The 23,589-nt window shown below is 43.9% G+C and carries 22 protein-coding genes, 2 tRNA genes and 2 pseudogenes; 18 read left to right on the forward strand and 8 right to left on the reverse strand.

Annotation, left to right across the window (positions count from 1 at the left end; translation table 11 throughout):
• Positions 1-50: 50 nt before the first annotated feature.
• Positions 51-2,471 carry an ATP-binding protein gene (locus tag SHEWPOL2_RS12800; protein WP_037428793.1) on the reverse strand — a complete coding sequence of 807 codons (2,421 nt, stop codon included), beginning with the start codon at positions 2,469-2,471 and terminating at the stop codon, positions 51-53.
• A 535-nt stretch (positions 2,472-3,006) separates the two neighbouring features.
• Between SHEWPOL2_RS12800 and SHEWPOL2_RS12805 the strand changes: the two genes are divergently transcribed.
• Positions 3,007-5,643 carry a bifunctional diguanylate cyclase/phosphodiesterase gene (locus SHEWPOL2_RS12805; RefSeq protein ID WP_037428796.1) on the forward strand — a complete coding sequence of 879 codons (2,637 nt, stop codon included), beginning with the start codon at positions 3,007-3,009 and terminating at the stop codon, positions 5,641-5,643.
• Positions 5,644-5,771: 128 nt separating this feature from the next.
• On the forward strand, positions 5,772-7,001 hold the full coding sequence (locus SHEWPOL2_RS12810) for a DEAD/DEAH box helicase (protein WP_037428798.1): 1,230 nt from the start codon (positions 5,772-5,774) through the stop codon (positions 6,999-7,001).
• A gap of 205 nt (positions 7,002-7,206) precedes the next feature.
• On the opposite strand, the gene SHEWPOL2_RS12815 is transcribed toward SHEWPOL2_RS12810, so the two are convergent.
• A complete protein-coding gene (locus SHEWPOL2_RS12815) occupies positions 7,207-8,094 on the reverse strand; it encodes a LysR family transcriptional regulator (protein ID WP_037428801.1) in 888 nt (295 codons plus the stop codon).
• Between the two features lie 95 nt (positions 8,095-8,189).
• Here SHEWPOL2_RS12815 and SHEWPOL2_RS23045 point away from each other — a divergent pair, with 95 nt between their 5' ends.
• Together SHEWPOL2_RS23045 and SHEWPOL2_RS12825 are read left to right on the forward strand one after the other, a co-directional pair.
• Entirely contained in the window at positions 8,190-8,396 is a 207-nt protein-coding gene (locus SHEWPOL2_RS23045) for a hypothetical protein (RefSeq protein WP_037428804.1), read from the forward strand.
• Between the two features lie 332 nt (positions 8,397-8,728).
• A complete protein-coding gene (locus tag SHEWPOL2_RS12825; RefSeq protein ID WP_037428807.1) occupies positions 8,729-9,364 on the forward strand; it encodes an NADPH-dependent F420 reductase in 636 nt (211 codons plus the stop codon).
• 120 nt (positions 9,365-9,484) lie between these two features.
• On the opposite strand, the pseudogene SHEWPOL2_RS12830 reads toward SHEWPOL2_RS12825, so the two are convergent.
• A pseudogene (locus SHEWPOL2_RS12830) lies at positions 9,485-9,781 on the reverse strand (integrase core domain-containing protein); the annotation flags it as partial.
• Positions 9,782-9,856: 75 nt separating this feature from the next.
• Between SHEWPOL2_RS12830 and SHEWPOL2_RS12840 the strand changes: the two are divergent.
• A protein-coding gene (locus SHEWPOL2_RS12840; RefSeq protein ID WP_086024037.1) for an IS3-like element ISSba5 family transposase occupies positions 9,857-11,034 on the forward strand; the annotation gives its coding sequence in 2 pieces (ribosomal slippage) (positions 9,857-10,115 and positions 10,115-11,034; 1,179 coding nt in all).
• Positions 11,035-11,038: 4 nt separating this feature from the next.
• Here SHEWPOL2_RS12840 and SHEWPOL2_RS12845 read toward each other — a convergent pair.
• Both SHEWPOL2_RS12845 and SHEWPOL2_RS12850 read right to left on the reverse strand, forming a co-directional pair.
• Positions 11,039-11,599: pseudogene (locus SHEWPOL2_RS12845) on the reverse strand (IS481 family transposase); the annotation flags it as partial.
• 39 nt (positions 11,600-11,638) lie between these two features.
• Positions 11,639-12,148, reverse strand: a complete 510-nt coding sequence (locus SHEWPOL2_RS12850; protein ID WP_037428813.1) for a hypothetical protein — start codon at positions 12,146-12,148, stop codon at positions 11,639-11,641.
• 201 nt (positions 12,149-12,349) lie between these two features.
• Here SHEWPOL2_RS12850 and SHEWPOL2_RS12855 point away from each other — a divergent pair, with 201 nt between their 5' ends.
• The 12 genes from SHEWPOL2_RS12855 to SHEWPOL2_RS12910 all read left to right on the forward strand — a co-directional run bounded on the left by SHEWPOL2_RS12855 (position 12,350) and on the right by SHEWPOL2_RS12910 (position 22,579).
• Positions 12,350-13,303 carry a DUF523 and DUF1722 domain-containing protein gene (locus tag SHEWPOL2_RS12855; RefSeq protein WP_037420865.1) on the forward strand — a complete coding sequence of 318 codons (954 nt, stop codon included), beginning with the start codon at positions 12,350-12,352 and terminating at the stop codon, positions 13,301-13,303.
• Positions 13,304-13,423: 120 nt separating this feature from the next.
• Positions 13,424-14,461, forward strand: coding sequence for a MerR family transcriptional regulator (locus SHEWPOL2_RS12860; protein WP_037428815.1), 1,038 nt, complete (start codon positions 13,424-13,426; stop codon positions 14,459-14,461).
• Complete coding sequence (gene phrB / locus SHEWPOL2_RS12865) at positions 14,451-15,989, forward strand: deoxyribodipyrimidine photo-lyase (RefSeq protein ID WP_037428817.1); 1,539 nt, start codon at positions 14,451-14,453, stop codon at positions 15,987-15,989. Before SHEWPOL2_RS12860 ends, phrB begins: the two co-directional genes overlap by 11 nt.
• Before the next feature lie 44 nt (positions 15,990-16,033).
• Positions 16,034-16,480, forward strand: a complete 447-nt coding sequence (locus SHEWPOL2_RS12870; RefSeq protein WP_037428819.1) for a nuclear transport factor 2 family protein — start codon at positions 16,034-16,036, stop codon at positions 16,478-16,480.
• Positions 16,480-17,280 carry an SDR family NAD(P)-dependent oxidoreductase gene (locus SHEWPOL2_RS12875; protein WP_037428822.1) on the forward strand — a complete coding sequence of 267 codons (801 nt, stop codon included), beginning with the start codon at positions 16,480-16,482 and terminating at the stop codon, positions 17,278-17,280. The genes SHEWPOL2_RS12870 and SHEWPOL2_RS12875 overlap by 1 nt, the downstream gene beginning before the upstream one ends.
• On the forward strand, positions 17,277-18,527 hold the full coding sequence (locus tag SHEWPOL2_RS12880) for an FAD-dependent oxidoreductase (RefSeq protein WP_037428824.1): 1,251 nt from the start codon (positions 17,277-17,279) through the stop codon (positions 18,525-18,527). Before SHEWPOL2_RS12875 ends, SHEWPOL2_RS12880 begins: the two co-directional genes overlap by 4 nt.
• Complete coding sequence (locus tag SHEWPOL2_RS12885) at positions 18,524-19,315, forward strand: DUF1365 domain-containing protein (protein ID WP_037428826.1); 792 nt, start codon at positions 18,524-18,526, stop codon at positions 19,313-19,315. The genes SHEWPOL2_RS12880 and SHEWPOL2_RS12885 overlap by 4 nt, the downstream gene beginning before the upstream one ends.
• Position 19,316: 1 nt before the next feature.
• A complete protein-coding gene (locus SHEWPOL2_RS12890) occupies positions 19,317-20,573 on the forward strand; it encodes a cyclopropane-fatty-acyl-phospholipid synthase family protein (protein ID WP_037420850.1) in 1,257 nt (418 codons plus the stop codon).
• 21 nt (positions 20,574-20,594) lie between these two features.
• The gene (locus tag SHEWPOL2_RS12895) at positions 20,595-21,167 is read left to right on the forward strand and encodes a DUF2878 domain-containing protein (protein ID WP_086024038.1); all 573 of its coding nucleotides are present in this window, start codon (positions 20,595-20,597) and stop codon (positions 21,165-21,167) included.
• A gap of 20 nt (positions 21,168-21,187) precedes the next feature.
• The gene (locus SHEWPOL2_RS12900; protein ID WP_037428828.1) at positions 21,188-21,736 is read left to right on the forward strand and encodes a chalcone isomerase family protein; all 549 of its coding nucleotides are present in this window, start codon (positions 21,188-21,190) and stop codon (positions 21,734-21,736) included.
• Complete coding sequence (locus SHEWPOL2_RS12905; protein WP_037428829.1) at positions 21,724-22,275, forward strand: DUF3833 domain-containing protein; 552 nt, start codon at positions 21,724-21,726, stop codon at positions 22,273-22,275. The genes SHEWPOL2_RS12900 and SHEWPOL2_RS12905 overlap by 13 nt, the downstream gene beginning before the upstream one ends.
• Positions 22,276-22,366: 91 nt before the next feature.
• The gene (locus SHEWPOL2_RS12910) at positions 22,367-22,579 is read left to right on the forward strand and encodes a hypothetical protein (RefSeq protein WP_037428839.1); all 213 of its coding nucleotides are present in this window, start codon (positions 22,367-22,369) and stop codon (positions 22,577-22,579) included.
• Positions 22,580-22,654: 75 nt separating this feature from the next.
• On the opposite strand, the gene SHEWPOL2_RS12915 is transcribed toward SHEWPOL2_RS12910, so the two are convergent.
• Positions 22,655-22,999, reverse strand: coding sequence for a DUF3634 family protein (locus SHEWPOL2_RS12915; protein WP_037420843.1), 345 nt, complete (start codon positions 22,997-22,999; stop codon positions 22,655-22,657).
• A gap of 154 nt (positions 23,000-23,153) precedes the next feature.
• Between SHEWPOL2_RS12915 and SHEWPOL2_RS12920 the strand changes: the two genes are divergently transcribed.
• The gene (locus SHEWPOL2_RS12920) at positions 23,154-23,339 is read left to right on the forward strand and encodes a hypothetical protein (RefSeq protein WP_037428831.1); all 186 of its coding nucleotides are present in this window, start codon (positions 23,154-23,156) and stop codon (positions 23,337-23,339) included.
• 56 nt (positions 23,340-23,395) lie between these two features.
• Here SHEWPOL2_RS12920 and SHEWPOL2_RS12925 read toward each other — a convergent pair.
• Together SHEWPOL2_RS12925 and SHEWPOL2_RS12930 are read right to left on the reverse strand one after the other, a co-directional pair.
• Positions 23,396-23,471 (reverse strand) — tRNA-Thr (locus tag SHEWPOL2_RS12925).
• A 21-nt stretch (positions 23,472-23,492) separates the two neighbouring features.
• Positions 23,493-23,568 (reverse strand) — tRNA-Phe (locus SHEWPOL2_RS12930).
• Positions 23,569-23,589 lie beyond the last annotated feature (21 nt).

Genomic DNA, 23,589 nt, shown 5'->3' on the forward strand with positions numbered 1-23,589 from the left:
GTTAGCTAAGCTAACCCTTTTTGCTTTTTGTATCTGTTGTTCAATCGAGACTATGAATTCGTTTTGCTGAGTGCTCTCAAAGCATTAAGTTTGTGTTGGGCAATGCCGAACACGCAATCTGATGCATAGTGCTCTGTGTGTTTACTCTCATCGGTTTGCACTATCGCAGCGGCTTTACCTAATAGCAAAGTCATCGCTTGAGTAACATGGTTAATCGCCCAAATATGGAATTCACCACGTTCAACCGCTTCCACAATATCTTGGCGTAGCATTAAGTTTGCAATATTCGACTTGGGAATAATCACTCCTTGACTCGGGGTTCTACCCTTGATTTGACACACATCGAAAAAGCCTTCAATTTTCTCATTAACCCCGCCGATAGGTTGAGCTTCGCCAAACTGATTCATTGAGCCAGTAATGGCAATATCTTGTCTTAAGGGCAACTCACTGATAGCGGAGATAATAGCGCAGCATTCGGCCATTGACGCACTATCACCATCGACACCGCTGTAGGATTGCTCGAAGGTGAGGTAAGTGGTGAGAGGAATTTGCGCGGTTTTACCTAACACAGAGGCTAAATAGGCGGTGAGGATTAAAACCCCCTTAGAATGTATTCGCCCACCGAGTTTGACCCTATGTTCGATGTCCAGCACTTCTCCTTTACCATACGCGGTCGTGGCGGTGATGCGATTAGGCAGACCAAATTGATGATCTGAAGTAGAAACAACAGATAACGCATTGATTTGACCAACGACTTTATCGTGAGTATTAATTAGTGTGGTGCCATTCACGAAGCTTTCCATGATGTTGTCATGCAGGCGGGAGACGCGTTTCTCTTGATTTTTAAGTGCCTGTTCAACATGCTGCTTTTCTATTTGTTCACTTGCTGCGGCTTTTGCGCAAAAGTTGGATTCCCGTAATAGGTTGGCAATATTAGCAGAGTGCAGTGAGAGCTTCTGTTGATCCTGTGCCTCACGTGAGCTGTATTCAATGATGCGTGCAATGGCGCTACGGTCGCAGTGCAGCATGTTGTTATCGTGGACAATACTGGAAATAAATCGGGCATAATGGGCTTCGGAGTCGTCGGTTCTATCCATGACATCTTCAAAGTCGGCAGTTACCCTAAATAACTCACTGAAATCAGGATCATAATGCTGTAATAGTTGGTAGGTTTCATGGTCGCCGAACAGGATAATTTTTACATCCAACGGGATCGGTTCCGGTGCTAATGAAATGGTGCCAGATAGTGAGACTTCCCGCTCTAATGAACTCAGATCCAACTTGCGTGAACGCAATGCTCGCTTTAACCCATCCCAAACATAGGGGCGTTCAAGCACTTTGATCGCGTCCATTAATAGCACGCCACCGTTTGCCTTATGTAAACTTCCTGGGCGGATCAATGAAAAGTCGGTAAACACTGTACCTCTGAAGGTCGCGTTTTCAACATAACCAAACAGGCTGTGGTAGCTTGGGCTTTCTTCGACCACGATGGGGAATTTCTGTTCGCCTTGGCATACAAGTACATTGACCTGATAGCGGCGGGGCATTTTCTTTTCAAGTGAAGCGTAGGCTAGGGCGAGTTGTTCTTCGCTTTCTTCAAGGAAAATATCTAAATTACTTAGGATATCTGCCTGCATTCCGGTTAAAAATGCTCTGACATCTGGTTGATGTTTGTACTTATCCTTCAATGGCTTAAAAAAGTGGATCAACACATCCTTGGCAACTTGTTCATCATGTTCCTGCTGAGTATCACTAAATTCTTCTTCCCATTCAGTGTTTTGGCGAATAATACTCCTGAGTTTTACTTCTAGCCCATTGATATTGCTTTCGAATTGACTACGCTCGGCTTCCGTGAGGGCGCTGAAGCTGGCTTCATCATGGGGTTCATCACCATTGAGGGCGATCATTTGATAATCTCCCTGCATGGTTAAGCTCAGACTAATATTTTTTTGTTTGGCCTCTTCGCTGAGCTCTGTGAGTGCGGTTTCTTGCTTTTGTATCAGTTGGCTTTTAAGTTTTTCAGCTCTGGCATAATACATTTCATTATCAAAGGCTAAGGGTAATGCTCTTACCAGTTTGAGCATGAGTTTCTCGATGGATTTCTTAAACTCTTGCCCCGTGCCTGCGGTGAGTTTTAGCACTTTAGGGCTGCGGGTATCGTCAAAGTTGACCACATAGCACCAGTCAAATAACGCGGGTTTTATGGGATCGTGGCGATTGAGATAGCGCAGCATCATGGTTCGTTTTCCGAGACCATTTTGGCCGATCGCATAGATGTTATAACCCTTTTCTTTTATCCCCATGGCAAATTCTACCGCCTGTTGGGCACGTTCTTGGCCAACAATATCATCGAGTGGCGTGAGCTGGGCTGTAGATTGGCACTCAGTATTAAGCTGTTTAAGTTCTGACTTTCGGTAAAGCTGCTGGCTCGTTAACGGGATGGCGGGTGTGGCTGTAGGCACGGTAGGCATAAAAATCCTTGTTTCTCTTTCTGATTATTTCCATTGTAGACAATAGGATAATGTTATTGTCAATGAAAAGACGGTAATTTCTACTTAAACAATCCTTATGCGAGGAGGCTATGCCTTGGGATTCGGCCCTGTTTGTTGGCGTGAATTTTTGCTTGCAAAACTAAGATGAAGATGTTTGATTTTTATTCAAATGTTTTATTGCTAAGCTTTTATTGACGAACTCATTTTTGAGTAGCTTTGAGCCTAACCTTTATCGACAGTGAGTCTGTTGGCGATAATGGTGTTTAAATTTCGTTATCTGAAACAAACTAATCTGCTAATAACTCAAATAATTATGTATTAGTGAATGACGATGATTGAGTGTCTGCGGTAATATCTGTCAATTGAGCATGGGATTGTACTGGTTTTGTACTTCAGCCTAGGCTCAGATTTTGTTCAGACAGTGGGTGGGTATTGTTGTTGGTGTAGTGTTTTTTAGGGGGCGCTTGTTGTCCTTATTTAACATGGAATTGTAGAGGCTATAGTTAGCAAGCTTATGATTGATTTTGCAATTTCACAAAAGCAGTTAACAGATTGGGCAAACGACTTACAGTTAGTCGCCAATATCACTCAGTCGCATGCGGTGATTTTAACTGCGAATGCAGCGGGTGAATATCGTCAGTTAATTCAGTCTGAACGATGCCAACTTGTTGATATAGAAGCTCTTGTTCGGCATTTTAATCATAAAGCTCATTTAAACCTCTATCAACACGCGACACCTAAAGTTAATACCCCATCCACTCGCTCCGCTTCCCATGATCCCTTCAACGAATCGAGTACCTTTAGTCATCATCAGGTTAATATTCCGTTGGATGTACGTCATGCTGCTGCATTCAAGCAAGCCTTGATCCCTGATGTAAAATCAACGCCAAAATGGCGTGATACCGGACTTGGAAGCTTAATTTATTTGCCTATCATCTGGAATTCTGGAGCGCATTTCGGGGTATTTTGTTTATATCATCATACTCCTTTACAGTTAGATGATAAGGCACTGCAACTCGCGTCCCTAACGGTTAATAGCCTACAGCTTAATTTGAGTGAGTTGCACAGGGCTCAACGACTGCAAATGGCCGCCTTGCGCGGTGATGCGAAGTCGATGGATGTTATTGACTTGCAGACCTTTATCGATAGTTTTGAAGAGCATATTTGGGTCAAAAATACCGACGGTGTTTACACCATTTGCAACCAAAGTGTTGAAAATGCGTGGGAGCTACCCCGTAGTGACATTATTGGTAAGACGGACGAAGAGCTATTTGGCAGAGCGATTGCGGATATTTTTCTCAATGGTGACAAACTTGCTATTGAGACTGGGGCGCCAATTATTGTTGCCGAATGTTTAGATGGTGAGAATCAAAATAAACACTTATGGCTAGAGACCCTTAAAATCCCCGCCTTAACGCCCGAGGGTGAACTGGCGGGCGTGATAGGCATGACCCGTAATATCTCTAAACATAAAGAAGTGGAAGAACAACTTACCCTCGCTACCAATGTCTTTAAACACTCCCTTGAAGGTGTAGTCGTGACTGATAGGCACGGTAATATTACCGATGTTAATGGTGCCTTTTACGAGATTACAGGTTACTCGCGGGAAGAGTTACTTGGGCAAAATCCACGCTTATTTAATTCCGGCCGTCACGATAGAGCTTTTTTTGAAACCATGTGGAATCATTTACTCGATGCTGGTAAGTGGAATGGTGAAATTTGGAATCGACGTAAAGATGGCACTATTTTTCCGCAAAATATCACTATTAGCGCCATCTACGATGAGGTTGGGGAGATCCGCTATTTTGTCGCAGTCTTTGCCGATATCTCCGCTCAAAAGCAGAGTGAAGCGCAACTTGCTCATTTAGCTTATTTTGACCCACTGACTCATTTGCCGAATCGCATGAAGCTGATGATGCAGCTTAAGCAAGAACTCAGACATGCGAAACGACTCAATGCCCAATTAGCGACAGTCTTTATTGATGTGGATTTGTTTAAACACATTAATGACAGTTTTGGTCATAGTATTGGCGATGAAATGCTGGTGGAACTGGCTAAACGTCTTCGCAGCCAATTACAGGAGCAAGATGTGTTGTCACGTATTGGTGGCGATGAGTTTGTGGCGCTGATTTCCGGCATTCAAGGCCATGAGGATGCTACAGCGGCAATTAACCAATTGCGCCAAGTATTTGATCTACCTTTTGTGGTAAGCACCGGGGATCATTTACGCCTTACCGCCAGTATGGGGATTTCCCTTTACCCAAGTGATGGTAGTAATGCTGATACGCTGCTACGCAATGCCGATGCCGCCATGTATCGCGCTAAGAGTGAGGGGCGAAATAATTATGCCTTTTACACTGAATCATTGACTAAAGAATCGATCGAGCATTTAAAGTTGCAGAGTGCGCTTTATGGTGCACTTGAGCAAAATTCTCTGTATTTGATGTATCAACCCAAATTAAATTTGGTGACCCGTAAAACCGTTGGAGTTGAGGCGCTATTGCGTTGGAACGATCCGATTTTAGGACAAATTTCCCCTGGGATGTTTATTCCCGTCGCCGAAAAAATAGGCTTAATTTACGATATTGGTTTGTGGGTGCTTGAAACGGCTTGCCAGCAAGGTGTGCGTTGGTTGGCTGACGGTAAACAGTTTGGCCGCATTGCGGTTAACGTCGCAGGACAGCAGTTGCAACGTGGCTCCTTTGTGGAGGACGTGAAACGTATCCTAACGCAAACAGGCTTACCTGCAACTTGCCTTGAGCTTGAAGTGACAGAAAGTGTGATGATGAATAATCCGGATGTCGCGATTCGTGATTTAAAATTGTTAGGTGATTTGGGCATTGAGCTCTCGGTCGATGATTTTGGTACGGGTTATTCATCACTGAATTATTTGAAAAAACTTCCAATTCATAAGCTTAAAATCGACCAGTCTTTCGTACGAGACATTCCCTTCGATACCAACAATACCGCGATAGCTAAAGCTGTGATTGCCCTTGGCCATGCCTTAAAATTAGATATTGTTGCGGAAGGGGTAGAAACCACCGAGCAAGCCGAGTTTTTAACTCAAAATTTTTGCGACCAAGCACAGGGATATCTCTTTAGCCGCCCACAATTACCAGCGGATGTTGAGGCCTTTTTTACTGAAGCGTAATTGTTTACCAAACCTAAGTAGTAGTGTGGCTGTGACCGATAAGCATGATATTAAAGGCGCGAGCGTAAACTGGTCGCAGTCCGTCCGGTCTGCTAACATTGCGGCATGATTGTTTTTGGTGATGTTTCATGTCTTTTAGCGCGCTTTCCTTAAATACCCAATTAGTTAACACCTTAGCTGAACTTGGTTATCAACAACCCACGCCTATTCAAGTTGAAGCCATTCCCGCCATTTTAGCAAAACAGGATGTGATGGCGGGGGCTCAAACGGGGACGGGGAAAACCGCAGCCTTTGCATTACCCATTCTGCAACACTTAATCGCTGATAACGAAAACCTTAAGGCGCCAAAAGCAATCCGCGCCTTAGTTTTAGTGCCGACGAGGGAGTTGGCGCTACAAGTTCAGCAAAGCTTTGTAAAATATGCGAAAGGCACAGATATTCGTGTAGGGATCGCCTACGGCGGAGTGAGTATCGAGGCGCAGCAAGCGGTGTTTAACGCCGGGATAGATGTGTTGATCGCCACCCCAGGCCGTTTGCTTGATCATTTGCGTCAGGGGGTACTCAATCTTAACCAATTGAACACACTGGTATTTGATGAAGCCGACCGGATGCTTGATATGGGATTTATGGATGAAATCAAAGCCGTGCTTAAGCAAGTGCCCGCTCACAGACAAACCCTGCTATTTTCAGCCACTTTGGATGACTCGATTTTTCGTTTTAGCAAAAACCTTCTGCGTAATCCCAAATTGATTGAAGTGGCTAAACGTAATTCGACCGCTGCCCAGATAGAGCAGCGAGTCTATGCGATTGATAGCGAACGTAAAACTGAGTTTGTCAGCCATGTAGTCCGTAGCAAAAATTGGCAGCAAGTGTTGATCTTTAGCCGCACTAAGCAGGGTGTCGATAAGCTGACCACTCAACTCAATCAACTCGGGGTGGCATCGCAAGCTTTCCATGGCGACTTATCCCAAGGTGCGCGGGAAAAGGTATTGCAGGAGTTTAAACAAGGACAAGTGCAAGTTTTAGTCGCCACCGATGTGGCAGCTCGTGGGCTTGATATTGCTGAGCTACAGTATGTGATTAATTTCGAATTACCGTTTATTGCTGAAGATTATATTCACCGTATCGGTCGTACAGGTCGGGCTGGCAGTGCCGGGATGGCCATTACGCTTTTTAGCCAAGAGGATGCGCTATTACTTGAAGAGGTCGAGGTACTGCTCGATAAGCGTTTGCCACAGCAGTGGTATCCTGGCTTTGAACCCGATTTTAACAACATGACCTCCGAGCCAAGACGCAATAGCAAAGCTGCGCAAAAACAACGGGCTAAAAAGCGCGCTTTAGGTGTTAAGAAACGCTAGTTTGCCTATCGGATATGACTTAGGGGGCAGGTTGAAAGCGTTATAAAAAATCCAACCACGAACGTGTTTTCGCCCCTAAGTTGTCAACAGCAGCAAGTTGAATTGTGTGATTCATAGACATCATTTCAATATAATGGGTGTGTAGTAGTCATAAATCATCTTTTTTAGTAAATATCATGTCAGAAATGACACAGAAATTTGAACACTACCAATTGGAACCAAAATTTTCTGCGGCATGATCGATAAATTTTCTGACTTTAGGCGTCATGTATCTGGAACTAGGATAAACAGCATACGCAGGTGTTCTTGGTCCTTCCCAATCTTCAAAGATTTGAACAATCTGACCAGATTTGAGCGCAGGCTCGGCGATGATTGTTGGGAGTTTGGCAACACCAAATCCATTGATACAGGCATCTCTAGCGACAAAAACATTATTGACTTTCAGTTTACTATCCCCTGTTATTTCAATTTTTTCTTTGTCTTTTTGCAGAGACCACGGTTTGGAGTGGCTCCCACCAGAGAACTTAATCACTTGATGTTGGTTTAGCCATACGGGATGTGCCGGAAGAGTGTGGGTAGCTAGGTAAGATTGAGCGGCGTATAGCCCGTATTTAAGCTCTCCTAGTTTCTTGGCAACCAGATTTGAATCACTCAATTCTCCAAGGCGAATTGCTATATCTACACCTTCATGGACAATATCAGCCACTCGATTAGTATAATCAGCTTCGACTTTTACCCCTTTGTATTTATCCAAATAGCCCATTATCCAGTTACTTACAGCTATCATTCCAAACTCTGTGCCACAGGAGATCTTGAGGGTGCCAGAAGGCTCGCCTAACGCTCTTTGAGCGGTGAGTTCAATATCCTCTATCCCTTCTAATACTTTCAAGCTACGCTCATACACTTCACGCCCAAGCTCTGTCAAAGACAGTGAACGCGTTGTTCTATCAAGCAGTCTGACGCCTAATTGTTCTTCCAATTTTGTTATCACACGGGACAGATAAGCTTTTTGTTTGCCCGTGTTTTCAGCCGCCTTTGTGAAGCTGCCTGCCTGCACAACTTTCACAAACGATGTCATTTCAGATGTGTCCATTGTTATCCTTTTGGTTAACAATAAGTATTATTTTTGAGTCTTTATCAGTTTTCGTTACTGGTCAATAATCATTCTTAACTCAGGAAGGAGATTTTATGACCAGTTCAGGTGAATTAACATTACAGAAAAAGCGCGTGGCAATTGTGATTGCTAACCCTTCTACCTCTATCGTGACACATTCGCCAGCAGGCTTCTGGTGGAGCCAAGCCCGAGCTAATTCACCATGCCAATATATTGCCCTCGGTAAAGCAATTAGAGATACACCCATTTCTACAGCAGCAAGAAGTGGTCGAGTTTTGTAATCAAATCAATATCGCGATATGTGCTTACTCGCCTTTAGCTAAATCAAAGGGGTGGGACACCACTTGGTAAACCATATTGCTGAACGATATTCGGTAACAACGTCATAGGTTTTATTGTCTTGGAATTTGAGTAAGGGCATGTCGTCAATCCTAAATCAACCAATCCAACTGCCGGCAAGAAAACCATAATGTGTTAAATATTGAATAAAAAGAAGAGGATACACTGCTGCTAGATAGCTAGATAGATTGCTAGGCGACAACTTGGGATCCAATACCAGTCGCGTAATAGCGGGGTTGGAAACTTACCAAATAAACGAAAATAAGGTGAAAAAATGAAAATAGCATTTATTGGATATGGCAATGTCGGGGGGGCTCTCGCATTCCACTTACAAAAACTGGGACACGACGTCACACTTGCGTCAAGTGATCCCACTTCTGAGAGTGTGACAAAGGTTGTAAGTCGTAACCCGAATATCAAGGTATCGTCTCCGAAGATGGCGGTCGGTGAGGCTGAAATTGTATTTCTGGCAACCCCGTATGGAGCCAACGAAGCCGCTCTAACACATGTCAAAGAGGAGTTGTCAGGCAAAATAATCGTCGATTGTACTAATCCGGTTGGCGCGGGTATCTCTCACGGTCTTAATAGTGAAACATCTGGCTCTGAGATGATTAAGAATTTGGTGCCTGAGGCTGAGGTAGTTAAAGCATTTACCATCTATGGCTATGAGAACTTTGAAGACAACTCATACCCAAAATACAACGTTAAGCCCGTCATGATGTACTGTGGTTCAAGTCAACAAGCAAAAGAACAGGTCAAAGAGCTTATTGAACAACTAGGCTGGGAACCACTTGACGTTGGTGGATTGAACCAAGCACTTCATTTGGAACACATGACACTTATGTGGGTGAAAATGGTGCGACTTAATGGGCATAGTCCAAATATGGTTTGGGGCTATTTAAAAAGATAAAAACACTGTACATAGCATTACTCCTTTTCAAGGTTTCTGCATTATTTCATGTGTTAGTTGAGGTTTACTATCTCAGACCTGATCTGACAGTTGCCCATTTTTTAGAGTGCCACTGTTAGCTTAGGTTTGAGCTAAATTCTTTTCAGCCCAAACCCGTTTCCCATCTATTAATGTGGCCAGTGGTGTTCTGCCGCAGCACATTTTACCTTGATAGGTTTGTTCATTGTTGTAATAAGCCAGCCATTCGTCCAGATCTTGTTGTAGTTCCTCCATGTTACCGTACAGTTTTTTTCGGAAAGTAACCTGATAAAACTCACTCAAAATAGTTTTATGGAACCGTTCGCAGATCCCATTCGTTTGCGGGTGTCGCGCCTTCGTCTTGGTGTGTCCTATATCCATATCGTTAATCGCTAGATACTGTAGTGGCACACTAATTTTGGCCACCTAAATAGAGGTGATATTATTACCTCGTAGATGACTTTAGGTGAACACATGAGATCGACAACCAGAAAAACATTTAGTGCTGAATTCAAACTTGAAGCAGCCCAATTAGTCCTCGATAAAAACCATAGCATCATCGAAGCTGCAAAGGCGATGAACGTAGGTAAGTCCACTATGGATAAATGGGTGAGACAGTTAAAACTAGAACGCCAGGGTGGCACACCAAAAGCATCTCCGATTACCCCTGAACAAATTGAAATCCGTGAGCTGAAGAAGCAAATAGCTCGTCTTGAGGAGCACAATCTTATCCTAAAAAAGGCTACCGCTCTCTTGATGTCAGACTCGATGAACAATTTACGCTAATCAGCGCACTCAAGCAGAGCCACTCTATTCTCACAATTTGTAATGCATTCAAAGTACATCGAAGTAGCTATAAGTATTGGCTAAAAAGAAAAGAACATATTGATGCAGACTTTACTATTTTATGCAGTGAAGTGAAGGCCGCACATCGTATTAGTCATGGCTCTGCCGGTGCTCGAACGATAGCGCAATTAGTGACTAACAAAGGGATTGGTCTCAGTCGTTATCGAGCTCGTAATCTAATGAAAAAGCTTGGGTTATTAAGCTGTCAGCAGCCTAAGCATTCTTATCGAAAAGCGATACAAGAGCATGTTGCAATCCCCAATACGCTTAATCGACAGTTTGCAGTAACTCAACCAGATCAAGTGTGGTGTGGCGACGTGACGTATGTTTGGGTCGGTAATCGTTGGGCCTATCTAGCTGTTGTTTTAGACTTATTTTCCCGCAAACCTGTTGGATGGGCTTTGTCATTATCACCAGATAGTGAGCTGACCTGTAAAGCTTTGAAAATGGCATTTGAGTTAAGGGGGAAGCCTGAGAATGTGATATATCACAGCGATCAAGGTTCACATTACACAAGCTTGAAATTCAGACAATTAATATGGCGTCTTCAGATTGAGCAAAGTATGAGTCGTCGCGGGAATTGTTGGGATAACGCACCAATGGAGCGTTTCTTTAGAAGTTTGAAATCTGAGTGGATACCCGCAAGTGGTTATGGGAATTTTACAGAAGCAGATAAAGAGATCACAAATTACATCACTGGATATTACAGTGAGACCAGACCCCATCAATATAATGGTGGGTTAACGCCAAATGAGTCAGAACGTTTATATTGGAATGACTCTAAAACCGTGGCCAATTTTACTTGACCACTACATACAGCTGATAGTCGTGCTGTTGCACTTTGCCACAGTATTCGGTTCCTCTATCAGTTAAAATGTGCAACATGGGCAGTGCCTGTGTTTCAAAGAACGGTAATACTCTGTCGTTGAGTAAATCGGCCGAGGTGATTGGGGTTTTCGAGGTATACCGTTTCGCGAAAGCAACTTTGCTGTAAGTATCGGCAAAGGTTTGCTGATAAATCCTGCCTACGCCGATAAGACTACCAACGTAAAAGGTATCTTGTGAGCCGAGATAACCTAGATGATGCGTTTCAATTTCACCACAGGTGCAGTCTTCATCGTCTTGTTGCTTACGCTCAAGGGCGGCAACTTGTTCATCCGAAAGGATTATTCCTTCTAGCTCGACTTTGGCTTCGAGGGTTTTTAATCGCTTTTTGAAGCTCTCTAAGCCATGCCGTAACCAAATGGATCGCACGTCACTGGCGGAGACAAATATCCCTTGTTTTCGAAGCTCGTTACTGGCGCGAGACAGCCCATGGGCAGGAAATGCGATAGCATGTGTTAAGACGGTATTTTCAGTTATATCATCAACATCTCAGTTTTTTGGCTTCTTAGCGCAGAATCTTAACCATTAGCTAAAATAGACTTCAGCCTGGTTATTGCGTTGTCGTTCTTCATTTTTCTCAGTGGCTTCTTTAATTAGCTCCACTTTTTGAGCTTGGAGTAATTCAATTTTTTTTGCTTTTTCCTCTTCGGATAAGCTGTCATCACCTGCTATTTTTGCTATCTCCGCATCTAGCTGTTTAAGCTTATCCCTATCAATGCCTGTGCGTTTATCGAGAATCGCCTGCATTGCGTCTTCTAATCTATTATGCGGCTTTTCAGTCTCTGCCGTACCGGCAATATGTTGCACATTAGCGGTGTAATGTTGTTTGGCATTAGGCGCAAGCTGACTATAGGTATCACTGGTTTCAGCATCTCGAGTCACGCCGCCAGATAGGGTGACTGTATCTTGCGGGGCTGTCATTTGAGCTCTCGGATTTTCCGCAGGGCTTGATACACCTTGCGTTTGCTGAGTTTGCAACGATTTTACTTGGTTCAACGCGATGGCCGCATAGCTATTGGGATTGATGACAGTCATTTCCTTATTTTTCCTCGTCGATTTTCACTTTCAGATGCCGCGCCAATAGGGCAAATAAATTAAGCAATATCAAGGCCAAACTCTGGCGACTTTCGTTGGATTTTTAGTAGAAAAATATTTTTATAAAAAATTGTACAAAAACTTGATCCTTGTACAAGAGTGGTCCGTAATAGTATCTAAATTGATACAAGGAATCTCATTATGTACAAGTTTAATCCGCAACGTATTCAAATAGGGATCAGTGCGTGCCTGTTAGGGGAGAAGGTACGTTTTGACGGTGGTCATAAAAATTCCTCCTATTGTAATCAAGAAATTGCCCCATTTTTTGATTATGTTCCTATCTGCCCAGAAATGGCGATTGGCCTAGGCGCACCTCGTAAAAGTATTCGTTTAGTACGCGATGGTGAACAAATACGGGTACAGAGCGCGGATGGAAGTTTAGATGTCACCGAAAAACTCAATGATTTCAGTGAGCGCAAAGTAGAAGAGTTAGATTTTTTAGGCGGTTATCTACTATGTGCTAAATCCCCAACCTGCGGTATGGAACGTGTGACAGAGTACAAGATTGGCACCAATAACGGCTCTAAATCCGGTATTGGCGTATTTGCCCGCAAATTGATGGAACGTTATCCTCATTTACCGGTTGAAGAAGAAGGGCGTTTGCACGATATGGTGCTGCGGGAAAACTTTTTTACTCGGGTCTACGCCTATCACGATTGGCATACAATGCGTCACGAGGGGCTGACTAAGCATAAGTTAGTGAAGTTTCACTCCCGTTATAAGTACTTATTAATGGCCCACAGTCCTAAATGGTATCGCGAGCTTGGACCGATTGTGGCCAATATTGAGGATATTGAAGCGACTGCTGACCGCTATTTTACAGGCTTTATGACCGCCTTAAAAATCAATGCGACCCGTAGAAATCATACCAGCACCTTGCAGCATATTCAGGGCTATTTTAAAAAGCACTTAACTAAGGAGCAAAAACAAGAACTGTCTGAAATGATTATGAAATATCGTCAAGGACTCTTGCCTCTGTTAGTGCCAATCACCTTGATTAACCATTACTTAAGACAATTCCCAACGCCATATATTGAAGATCAAGTGTACTTAAATCCCCATCCGGAGGAGTTAAAACTGCGTTATGCCTACTAGGTTTTTGCTGATAGGTGCGTTTGATCAAAATGGCTTAACAGATACAAACCACGATTGACGAAATGGTTTAGCACAACATGCTTGGGCCAACCAATCTGATTCATGAGTTAAGAGACAAAAATGGAAGATCATAATTTAGAGCTTGCAGCTGATAATCCCAGCAGTAGCGAATTGCTGCCGATCGGTGAGGTGTCGCGGCTTACTGGCGTTAATGCGGTGACATTAAGGGCATGGCAGCGGCGTTTTGGGCTTGTTATCCCTGAGCGTACTCCCAAGGGGCACAGGCTGTATACTGCCGAAAATATTCAACAAATCCATGAGATTAATGCATGGTTAGCAAAAGGCGTTGCCATCAGTAAGGTAAAGCCATTATTGATTAGTTCGGCTAAAGCGATAGATGTCGCGAGTGTGCAATCTCAATCGTCTGATTTTTGGCATGAGCAGATATTGGCGTTAAATACTGCATTTTTTGAGTTAGATCAGCTCAAGTTTCACCAAATCTTAGATGAAGCCTTGGGCTTATATCCATTTCAATTGGTTAAACAAAAACTGCTACAAGCTTGGTTTGCACAATTAATGCCTTTATTGGAGCCGCGTTTAGATGTGGAGCTGCTGCTTGCTTGGTTAGACAGTGAGTTAGCTAGCCGTATCGGTGGGCGTTTAAGCGTAGCGGGGCTAGCAAGCTCGCCCCAGATTGCGTTAGTGCGTTTGCCTTATGTTACATCGCAAAAAAATACAGAGCCTACGCTTGCGCCCAGTTCAAGCCTTACTAACCGTTTGTATTGCCTTGCACTATTACTGGAACTTGCCGATTTAAGAGTCTCAGTGGTCAACTTAGGCGTGCAACATATCAGCAGTCTTGGGCTAATCAATAACAGGCTTAAGGTTGATGCGTTAGTGTTATTGCCAGAGGCGAATCACTCACTATCAAAGCAGACAGAGCTGCAAATGTTGCTGGAAACTAAGTCACTCGCTTGCTATCTCGTTGGCCCTTTCGCGCCGACACTAACCACTTTATCGGACTATATCGCCCCTAGTGTTACCGAGATCATTCTGCAAATAACGGCCGCAAAGCAGCAACATAAAAAACAGTATCGTAGACAGAAAAACCAGGCAAACGCCGCACTGATTGAAGGAGTGAGCGCTGATGAGCATTAATCAATGCGGTTTGGAGAAACAGGCGTTAATGTGGTTTCGCCAAGATCTGCGCCTTACTGATAATCAAGCGTTTACGGCCGCCTGTGATTGGGTAAGGCAGCATCATGCCACCAAGCTTAAAGCGATTTACATCGCCACCCCAAGTCAATGGCGTCGCCATGATATCGCGCCAATTCAACTCGACTTTATTCAGCGGCATGTGAATTTACTGGCCCAAGGACTGGCGAGTTTAGGGGTTGAATTTGAACTCATTCAACTTGATAGCTTTAAAGATATTCCCGCATTTTTAACGGGTTATTGTGAAGAGCATACTATTGGACGGGTATTTGCAGGACGAGAACCTGAGATCAATGAGCAAAAGCGCGATCAAGCTTGTATTGAAGCGGGGATTCCTTTGGTGCTTAGTGATGAACATTGCTTATTACCACCGGGAACTGTGCTTAATTTAAGCGGTGACATGTATCGGGTGTTTACTCCTTTTAGCCGCAAGTGGCGAGAGGTTGCCGCAAAGCAGGCCATTTTGCCGCTAGGTGTGCCAGCACCGCTTGGTCCTATCTTATCGGAGCCTAAGCCATTATTTTTTAAAAATATCGGCTTTGCTGATTCTCCGACTAACAAGGGCACTACGCCATCAGAAACAGGTTTAAATCAAACCATATCAACCCCGCTTATCTCGAGTGAACAGTGGGCGGCAGGTGAGGGGCAAGCCAAGCGGCTGCTTAATCAATTTATTCAGCAAAAAGTGCAAGACTATAAGCAAGATAGAGATTTCCCCGCCATTGATGGCACCAGTGTTATCTCCCCTTATCTGGCGATTGGTGTACTCAGCCCAAGGCAATGTGTCGCGGCGCTTTTACAACGTTTCCCTGAGGTAATGGTTGATGACACTAGCCCCGGGCGTACATGGCTAAATGAGCTGATTTGGCGGGAGTTCTACCGTCATTTGCTGGTGGCTTTTCCTGATTTATCCAAGGGACACAATTTTAATCGCCAAGCCGATCATGTGCCGTGGCGCAACAATCGCGATGAGTTTTTAGCTTGGTGCGAGGGCAAAACCGGCTATCCGATAGTGGATGCGGCTATGCGGCAACTTAATCAAACGGGCTGGATGCATAATCGTTTACGCATGGTGGTGGCGAGCTTTTTAACCAAACATCTGCTCATTGATTGGCGTTGGGGCGAGCGGTATTTCCGCCAGCATCTTATCGACGGCGATCTGGCGGCTAACAACGGCGGTTGGCAGTGGTCGGCAGGATGCGGTTGTGATGCGCAGCCGTATTTTCGGATTTTTAATCCTATGAGCCAGAGCGAAAAGTTTGATCCAGATGGCCGCTTTATTCGTAAGTACTTACCAGAACTCGCATCTTGGGGCGTTAAGCGATTGCATCAACCGAATCAGCAAAAAATGCCTTCGTTGTTTGAAGCACCGTTATTTGCATCGCAAGCGGATTATCCCTATGCGATTGTTGAGCACAATGCGGCAAGAGCAAGAGCGCTGACGGTACTGGGTGTGCTGAAAAAGGCTTAGACCACAAGTTCAACCTTAATACTTATCCCTTAGGGAGTGTCTGGATGATAAACCAAGCGAAGATTGAGCATAGCGGATTAGTAGATGATTTTATCAGCCTCTATCAAGCGTTAAATAAGGATAATCTGCATCTACTTGCAGAGGTCTATGATGACAATATTTGTTTTATCGATCCGATGCATCAAGTGAATGGCCTAAACGCGTTGACACAGTATTTTGCAAAGCTTTATCAAAATATCGGCTATATTCATTTTGAAATCAAAGAAGTATTACAGGATGACACTCAAGCATCGCTTTTTTGGCAAATGCAATATCGTCATCCTAAGCTCAATAAAGGAGAGATAGTTCGGGTTGATGGGATGAGCCAGCTTAAATTTCATCAGCGCATTTATTTTCATCGGGACTATTTCGACCTAGGGCAAATGCTGTATGAACATTTGCCTTGTATGGGCGGACTTATTCGCTTGCTTAAAGATAGGGCGGCTAAGTAATGACCTCTTTGCTCACCAAAAAAATCAATACAGTGCTGATAACTGGGGCAAGTTCAGGTATAGGTTTGCAGTTAGCAAAGGATTATTTGGCCTTGGGTTGGCATGTGATTGCCTGTGGCCGCGACGCCTCAAAACTTGATTTGTTGGCGCAGAAGGAACTGATAGGCGCCACTTGCTTGAGTTTTGATATTAGCGATCGTGTTCAAGTCCAGCAGGCTGCTACTGAGCTAGGTGATATGCTCTTGAGCAGTGAATGTCTATTGGATATCGTGATCCTCAACGCCGGTAGTTGTGAGTATATCGACGATGCAAAACATTTTGATGATCAGCTCTTTGAGCGAGTCATACACACTAACTTGATTGCGATGGGCTACTGTTTAGGGGCATTTTTGCCTCTAATGCCAAAAGGATCGAAATTAGCCTTGATGAGTTCCAGCGCGATTTATTTACCCTTTCCCCGTGCCGAGGCTTACGGCGCATCTAAAGCGGGCGTTAAGTACTTGGCTGCGAGTCTGTCACTCGATGTTGCGCAAGATGATATTCGTGTCAGCGTGATTTGCCCTGGATTTGTAGCAACCCCCTTAACCGCCAAAAATGACTTTGCCATGCCAATGCAAATTGATGTGCATGAAGCTTCGTTGGCGATTCGTGTTGGTATCGAACGCGGCGACGCAGAGATCCATTTTCCAAAACGATTTACTTATTTGTTGAAATTGATGTCATTTTTACCAGCATTTGTATGGCAAAAAATGATCCAAAGAGATAGCCAAGCAAAAGCGCTAAAGGACACCGGAAGATGAAAAATATTGCCATTGTAGGTACTGGGATTTCAGGGCTGACCTGCGCTCATCTATTGAGCCAGTCACACAAAGTGACTGTATTTGAGGCTAATGATTATATCGGGGGCCACACTGCCACTGTGGATGTGGATTATCAAGGTAAAACCTATGCGATAGATACTGGGTTTATCGTATTTAACGATAGAACTTATCCCCGTTTTGAGCGGTTGTTAGCCCGCCTTAATGTCAGTATTTTGCCAACAGAGATGAGTTTTAGCGTGCACAATGCGCTAACTGGGCTTGAATACAATGGCCATCATTTTGCGAGTTTGTTTGCCCAAAAGCGTAACCTCCTGAATCCGCGCTTTTGGGCCTTTTTAAATGAAATTGTTCGATTTAATAAAAGCTGTAAAGCCATTTATCAGCAGGACCAATACCCTGATGCTAATTTAGGGGATTTCCTCGACAGAGAGCGCTTTTCAGCTTTTTTTGCTGAGCATTATATTTTGCCAATGGGCGCGGCGATTTGGTCATCGAGCATTGAAGATATGCGGGCTTTTTCGCTGCGCTTTTTTATCCGTTTCTTCGAGCATCATGGACTGTTAAATGTGACTGACAGACCACAATGGTATGTGCTGAAGGGCGGTTCACGCAGTTATATTCCTGATTTAATTGCACCATTTAAAGATAATCTGCATTTAAACAGCCCAGTTAGTGCCATCGAGCGCCATGATGATTGCGTCAAGCTTCAGGTTAATGGAGAGTGGCATGTGTTCGATGAAGTGATTCTAGCTTGCCATAGCGATCAAGTGCTTGGAATGCTAAGCGATGCTACCTCCGCTGAAAAAGCCATTTTGGGCGACTTACAGTATCAAAATAATGAAGTGGTGCTGCACACGGATACCCGCATTTTACCTAAGCGTAAAGCGGCTTGGGCAAGTTGGAATTATCGCTTAGATGGCGATAAAAAACGCCCCGCCTCTGTGACTTACAATATGAATATTCTGCAGCGCCTACCTAGCGACGCGCCAACGTTTTGTGTGACGCTTAATCAGAGTGAGCTCATTGATGAGTCGAAAATTCTGCGTCGTTTCAACTATGCTCATCCAGTATTTAACGAACGTAGTTTACAGGCACAGGCAAGGCGGGAGGAGATTTCTGGCAAAAACCGCACCCATTTTGCAGGAGCCTATTGGCACAATGGTTTCCATGAAGATGGTGTACGGAGTGCGTTAGATGTTTGCGACCATTTTGGGATCAGCCTATGAGTGAGCTCAATAGTGGTATTTACTACGGCACAGTGACGCATAGTCGCTTTACCCCAATAAAACATCACTTTAGCTACCAAATGGCGTTGCTGGCGATTGATTTGGATGAAGTTGATTCTATCAGTCGTATGGGGCGGATATTTGCTAGTCAGCGCCGCGCCTTGCTGAGATTTAATCCTGCGGACTATCTCACTACGTTTACCTCAAAGGACAATCTTAACCGCAAACTCGATATAGAGGAGCCGAGTGCTTCAGCCCTCAAGATCCGAGTGCTTCAGCAAGTGGCAGAATTGGGCGGAGAAGAGCGATGTAATCGAGTGCTATTTGTTGGGCAAATTCGGCATTTTGGCGTGTATTTTAGCCCGGTAAATTTCTATTTTTGTTATCAAAATCAACAGCCTTTATACATGCTTGCCGAAGTGAGTAACACCCCGTGGGATCAGCGCCACTGCTATTTAGTGGATTTATCGGCTCCTGAAACAACGGATAAAGTGTTCCATGTTTCACCTTTTATGAATCTTGATATGCGCTACCAGTGGCATGTTGCCCCCCCCACTGAACGCTTAAATATTGGTATAGAAAATCTGCCGAATCATTCAGGCAAGCGTTTATTTAATGCAACGCTTTTGATGACTCGCCAAGACATTAATGCCACATCACTTAGGACGCTTTTGTTTCGCTTCCCTTTTATGACGTTGAAAATTTTCGGTGGGATTTACTGGCAGGCATTAAAGCTGTTCTACAAACGAGTGCCTTTTGTGCCACATCCTGCTCAAATGGAGAAATAATATGGAAAACACTGCATCGCAATCTTCAGTTGTTACGGCAAAATTGCCTGACAGTCTTGCCCGTAAGCTACTGCTCAAGGCCTTAGAAAATCTCCCTAACGGATGTTTAACCTTAGTCGAGGGGGATAAAAGCTATCGTTTTGGTGAGCACCACAGTGAGCTACATGCAACGCTAGTCGTGAAGCATCCGAGCTTTTATCGTCAAGTGATGTTTTCAGGCTCTATCGGTGCAGGTGAGGGGTATATTCAAGGCCATTGGACCAGCCCTGACTTAACCAAAGTCGTGCAACTTTTTGCTCGAAATCTGCCGTTACTTGACCAGATTGAAGCTAAATTTAGTTGGCTTACTGGCTCGATTAATCGCTTTAAGCACTTGCTTAACCGTAATTCTCAACAGGGCTCTAAGCGTAATATTCTTGCCCATTACGATTTGGGCAATGCGTTGTATGAGCAGTTTTTAGACCGTGAAATGCTGTATTCCAGTGCCTTGTATCCCCATAGCGAGGCAAGCCTTGCTGATGCGCAGCTACATAAGCTCAAAACCATTTGTGAACGGCTCGATTTAAAGCCGGGGCAAACCCTATTAGAAATCGGTACTGGTTGGGGCGCTTTGGCGATTTACGCAGCTAAACATTATGGCGTGCACGTTACGACCACTACCATCTCCGATGCCCAATATGCCTATGCCAAAGCGCGGGTCGAACGTGAAGGGCTAAGCGATAGTGTGACTTTGCTGACCGAGGATTATCGAAATCTTAGCGGTCAATACGATAGATTGGTGTCTATCGAGATGATTGAAGCCGTAGGTCATGAATATTTGCCTGGATTCTTTAAAAAGCTGGAATCATTGCTCAAACCTGAAGGACGGATGTTATTACAGGCAATCACTATTTCAGATCAGCGTTACGATAGTTATCGTAAAAGCGTTGATTTTATTCAGCGATATATTTTCCCTGGCGGCTGTTTGCCTTCGGTTCATCAAATGGTTGGCCATTTGGCGAAGCGCACCGATATGCAGGTCTGGTCGATTGATGACATGGGCTTAGATTACGCCAAAACCTTAAAGGATTGGCACGACAACTTTGATCGTTCCGTTGCCCAAATCCAAGCCCTTGGTTATGGTGAAGATTTTATTCGCATGTGGAAGTTTTACCTCAGTTACTGCGAAGGCGGATTTTTAGAGCGCACCACAAGCACTGTGCATTTAGTGGCTGTGCGTCCCGGATATCGTTTACCTAATACGATTAACCGTAGTTAACGTCGCGCAGAGATGCTCCCTATGGTCAGATACATTCAAAATATGTCTAAGCTTCAAGGGGTTATTATCTACAACGCCTTGAGCTTTCAGTGTGTTTGGTGGAGTAGCATCTTATGGGGCAATCGAGTGTTGTTACTCAATATCTCATTGTTATTGATTCATTTTTTACTGTTGACTTTGGTTGAAAACCGACAAGCAGTGCTTCGGGACTTCAGTACCATGATTAAGGTGGGATTGCTGGGTATCGTGATTGATACCTTGCTCACTTTGTTCGGGGTATTTGAGTTTACCGTTTTACCTTGGTGGCTCGCTTGTCTATGGCTGCATTTTGCCTTGAGCCTGCACCATAGCCTCATTTTTATGCGTGCTTTACCTATTATTTTGCAGGTTATATTGGGTGGTGTATTTGGCAGTCTTAGCTACATTGCGGGCGCGCAATTTAATGCGGTGACGCTTCCTTTTGGCGAAAGTATTTCCATGCTTATCCTTGCTGTTGTTTGGGCTATCTTATTGCCGCTGTTTATCAAAATATCCCGTAGTTATAGGCAGATAAGGCGTTATGGGCTAGAACATCGTCGCTTGTGCGATCGTTAATTTTCAAGTGGAGGAATCGGATGTCTATGCTATCGACTAAAACCTATCTTAGCGTCATCTTTGGGTTGTTACTCCCTTTTGCTGGATATGCAAATTCAACCGCTACGGTCGATAACTCGGTGACCCAGGATCTTGTTGAGGTTGGGCGCGGCGAAATGGATTGGCTGTGGTTCAACTTATATAAAGCTCGTCTGATGACGCCAACCGGTCAGTATCAGCAGGGGGAGTATCCGCAACTGTTAGATATTGAATATTATCGTGATATTGATGCTGCAGATTTACTGGAAGCCACAGCCGACCAATGGCGACATCTAGGTTATGCCGATAGTGATATTGGTCGCTGGCTTAATTTACTAAAAGGTATTTGGCCTGATGTCACGCCAGGTGATCATTTAAGTTTTAAGATTATCGATGCAAACCAGAGTCAATTTTATTTTAATCAACAACCCCTCGGGCTTATCCAAGAACCACAATTTGCACAGGCTTTTTTAGCGATTTGGTTATCGACTAAAACCAGTCGTCCAAGTTTACGAGCGCAATTACTAGGAGAAAAATCATGCGATTGTTAAAGTTAAATTGGACTAAAAATGTCATCTTAAGTTTATTGATGCTCAGCCTGTTATCTAGTTGTTCCTCGGTTGAAGTAGCTGATTATCAAGGTACAAATCCACCATTAGTATTGGAAAAATTCTTTAATGGCCCGCTTAAGGCATCGGGCATCGTTGAGGATTTTAGTGGCAAAGTGATCCGTAAATTTAATGTCACTATGGAGGCGAGTTGGAAAGGGAACGAAGGTGTTATCGATGAATGGTTTGTCTATGATGACGGTGAAACCCAAACCCGTATCTGGCGTATAACCTCCCTAGGTGATGGACAGTATACCGGCACGGCAGGCGATATTATTGGTACTGCAGTAGGTGAGGCGAGGGGAAGCGCGCTGCGCTGGCGCTACGATATGTTATTGCCTGTTGATGGTGATGAATACCAAGTGCATTTTGATGATTGGATGTTTTTAGTTAATGACAATACCATCATCAATAAAAGCGACATTATTAAGTGGGGGGTTACCGTTGCTAAGGTGACTTTAGTGATCCAAAAGCTAGATTAAGCGGCTTGCTGCCATGGTTAACGGTATGGCTTGGCTAATAATCGCTCTCTGACTGCTCTAGACTGGCTCAAAGCAATCTATCGTGAATCATATAATGAAAAAGTATTGGATGTTACTGGCTGTGTTAGCAATTATTTCATTAACAGCTTGTTCTAACATTGATTTTCGTTTCGAAGACACTTCAGAGAAACAAGCAGATCCTCATCAATCGAGTAGCGATCCTATGGTGCAAGATAATGAGCGCCGTGTTCGTGATGCGCGCGAAGATGGAAAGCTAGAGCCAAAGGATCCGATTAAATTCTAAGATTGATCAATCTCAATAGAGTTTGAGTGAATTGTGCAGCCCTTACTTTGACATAAGGGCTGATGATTCGGAAAATTAACCCGCTTGACGACTATTATCCACTGTCTTCTTATCGTAATACTCAAAGGGAAATTGATTACGGATCCTTTGTTGTAGATTGTCATTTACATTGGCAGATATATGTAGTCGGACGTCGGTATTTTTCTCGGCTCTGATAGTACAAGTGAGTTTATCTGCTTTAGCAAGATGTCGACATTCCTTCTCGAAACGCTCGGGGATTTTGCCTTTGTGGTGAGTCATACGGCCGTCTTTAAAGTGCATTTCGAAAATAGTCGATCCCTTCTTACCACCAAATATCAGCTTATAAACCAGAAACAAACCAATTGCGATAAAAATAAGTTTAAAAATCGTAGCTGTCATGATGTCTCCTATCTTATGTTTATAGAATAAAGATACTCTGGAGTAGCAATGTTTAACAGTGCGCTAACACGCAATTTTAATTTGGCAACGTTAGGATTATGACCTAGTGTTAATCAATTAAGGAAATATCATCCCCTTAGTTAAGGAAAACGCTATGTACCTATCAAATGCAGACCGTTGGTCGTTATTGTGTAAAATGCAAATTGAAGTGATCGACAAATTATCTTCGCACTTTCCTGAGCGAAAAGAGCCGCTAAGCGAGTTAACTCATGGTTGGCGACACTTGCAGCATCAAGTCCAAATGGGGGATAGGCCGATAGTGCATGAGCTGATAAAGTAAATTGCTAAAATCACAGATACAAAAAAGCCACTCAGAGAGTGGCTTTTTGTTTTTTATGGTGCCGGCACCAAGAGTCGAACTCGGGACCTACTGATTACAAGTCAGTTGCTCTACCAACTGAGCTATGCCGGCTTAACTTTTACTGCTGAACAATGGTGCCCGAACCCGGAATCGAACCAGGGACACGAGGATTTTCAATCCTCTGCTCTACCGACTGAGCTATTCGGGCAACTAAACTAAGCGTTAGTTG

The sequence above is a fragment of the Shewanella sp. POL2 genome, assembly GCF_000282755.1.
GTDB classification, from domain to species: Bacteria; Pseudomonadota; Gammaproteobacteria; order Enterobacterales; family Shewanellaceae; genus Shewanella; species Shewanella xiamenensis.

Coding starts and splice junctions, on each gene's coding strand:
- SHEWPOL2_RS12800 (WP_037428793.1), bottom strand. CDS start 2,471: ATGCCTACCGTGCCTACAGCCACACCCGCCATCCCGTTAACGAGCCAG.
- SHEWPOL2_RS12825 (WP_037428807.1), top strand. CDS start 8,729: ATGAAAATAGCATTTATTGGATATGGCAATGTCGGGGGGGCTCTCGCA.
- SHEWPOL2_RS12895 (WP_086024038.1), top strand. CDS start 20,595: ATGGTCAGATACATTCAAAATATGTCTAAGCTTCAAGGGGTTATTATC.
- SHEWPOL2_RS12885 (WP_037428826.1), top strand. CDS start 18,524: ATGAGTGAGCTCAATAGTGGTATTTACTACGGCACAGTGACGCATAGT.
- SHEWPOL2_RS12905 (WP_037428829.1), top strand. CDS start 21,724: ATGCGATTGTTAAAGTTAAATTGGACTAAAAATGTCATCTTAAGTTTA.
- SHEWPOL2_RS12855 (WP_037420865.1), top strand. CDS start 12,350: ATGTACAAGTTTAATCCGCAACGTATTCAAATAGGGATCAGTGCGTGC.
- SHEWPOL2_RS12915 (WP_037420843.1), bottom strand. CDS start 22,999: ATGACAGCTACGATTTTTAAACTTATTTTTATCGCAATTGGTTTGTTT.
- SHEWPOL2_RS12875 (WP_037428822.1), top strand. CDS start 16,480: ATGACCTCTTTGCTCACCAAAAAAATCAATACAGTGCTGATAACTGGG.
- SHEWPOL2_RS12805 (WP_037428796.1), top strand. CDS start 3,007: ATGATTGATTTTGCAATTTCACAAAAGCAGTTAACAGATTGGGCAAAC.
- SHEWPOL2_RS12900 (WP_037428828.1), top strand. CDS start 21,188: ATGTCTATGCTATCGACTAAAACCTATCTTAGCGTCATCTTTGGGTTG.
- SHEWPOL2_RS12810 (WP_037428798.1), top strand. CDS start 5,772: ATGTCTTTTAGCGCGCTTTCCTTAAATACCCAATTAGTTAACACCTTA.
- SHEWPOL2_RS12850 (WP_037428813.1), bottom strand. CDS start 12,148: ATGACTGTCATCAATCCCAATAGCTATGCGGCCATCGCGTTGAACCAA.
- SHEWPOL2_RS12890 (WP_037420850.1), top strand. CDS start 19,317: ATGGAAAACACTGCATCGCAATCTTCAGTTGTTACGGCAAAATTGCCT.
- SHEWPOL2_RS12870 (WP_037428819.1), top strand. CDS start 16,034: ATGATAAACCAAGCGAAGATTGAGCATAGCGGATTAGTAGATGATTTT.
- SHEWPOL2_RS12860 (WP_037428815.1), top strand. CDS start 13,424: ATGGAAGATCATAATTTAGAGCTTGCAGCTGATAATCCCAGCAGTAGC.
- SHEWPOL2_RS12880 (WP_037428824.1), top strand. CDS start 17,277: ATGAAAAATATTGCCATTGTAGGTACTGGGATTTCAGGGCTGACCTGC.
- SHEWPOL2_RS12815 (WP_037428801.1), bottom strand. CDS start 8,094: ATGGACACATCTGAAATGACATCGTTTGTGAAAGTTGTGCAGGCAGGC.
- phrB (WP_037428817.1), top strand. CDS start 14,451: ATGAGCATTAATCAATGCGGTTTGGAGAAACAGGCGTTAATGTGGTTT.
- SHEWPOL2_RS12920 (WP_037428831.1), top strand. CDS start 23,154: ATGTACCTATCAAATGCAGACCGTTGGTCGTTATTGTGTAAAATGCAA.
- SHEWPOL2_RS23045 (WP_037428804.1), top strand. CDS start 8,190: ATGACCAGTTCAGGTGAATTAACATTACAGAAAAAGCGCGTGGCAATT.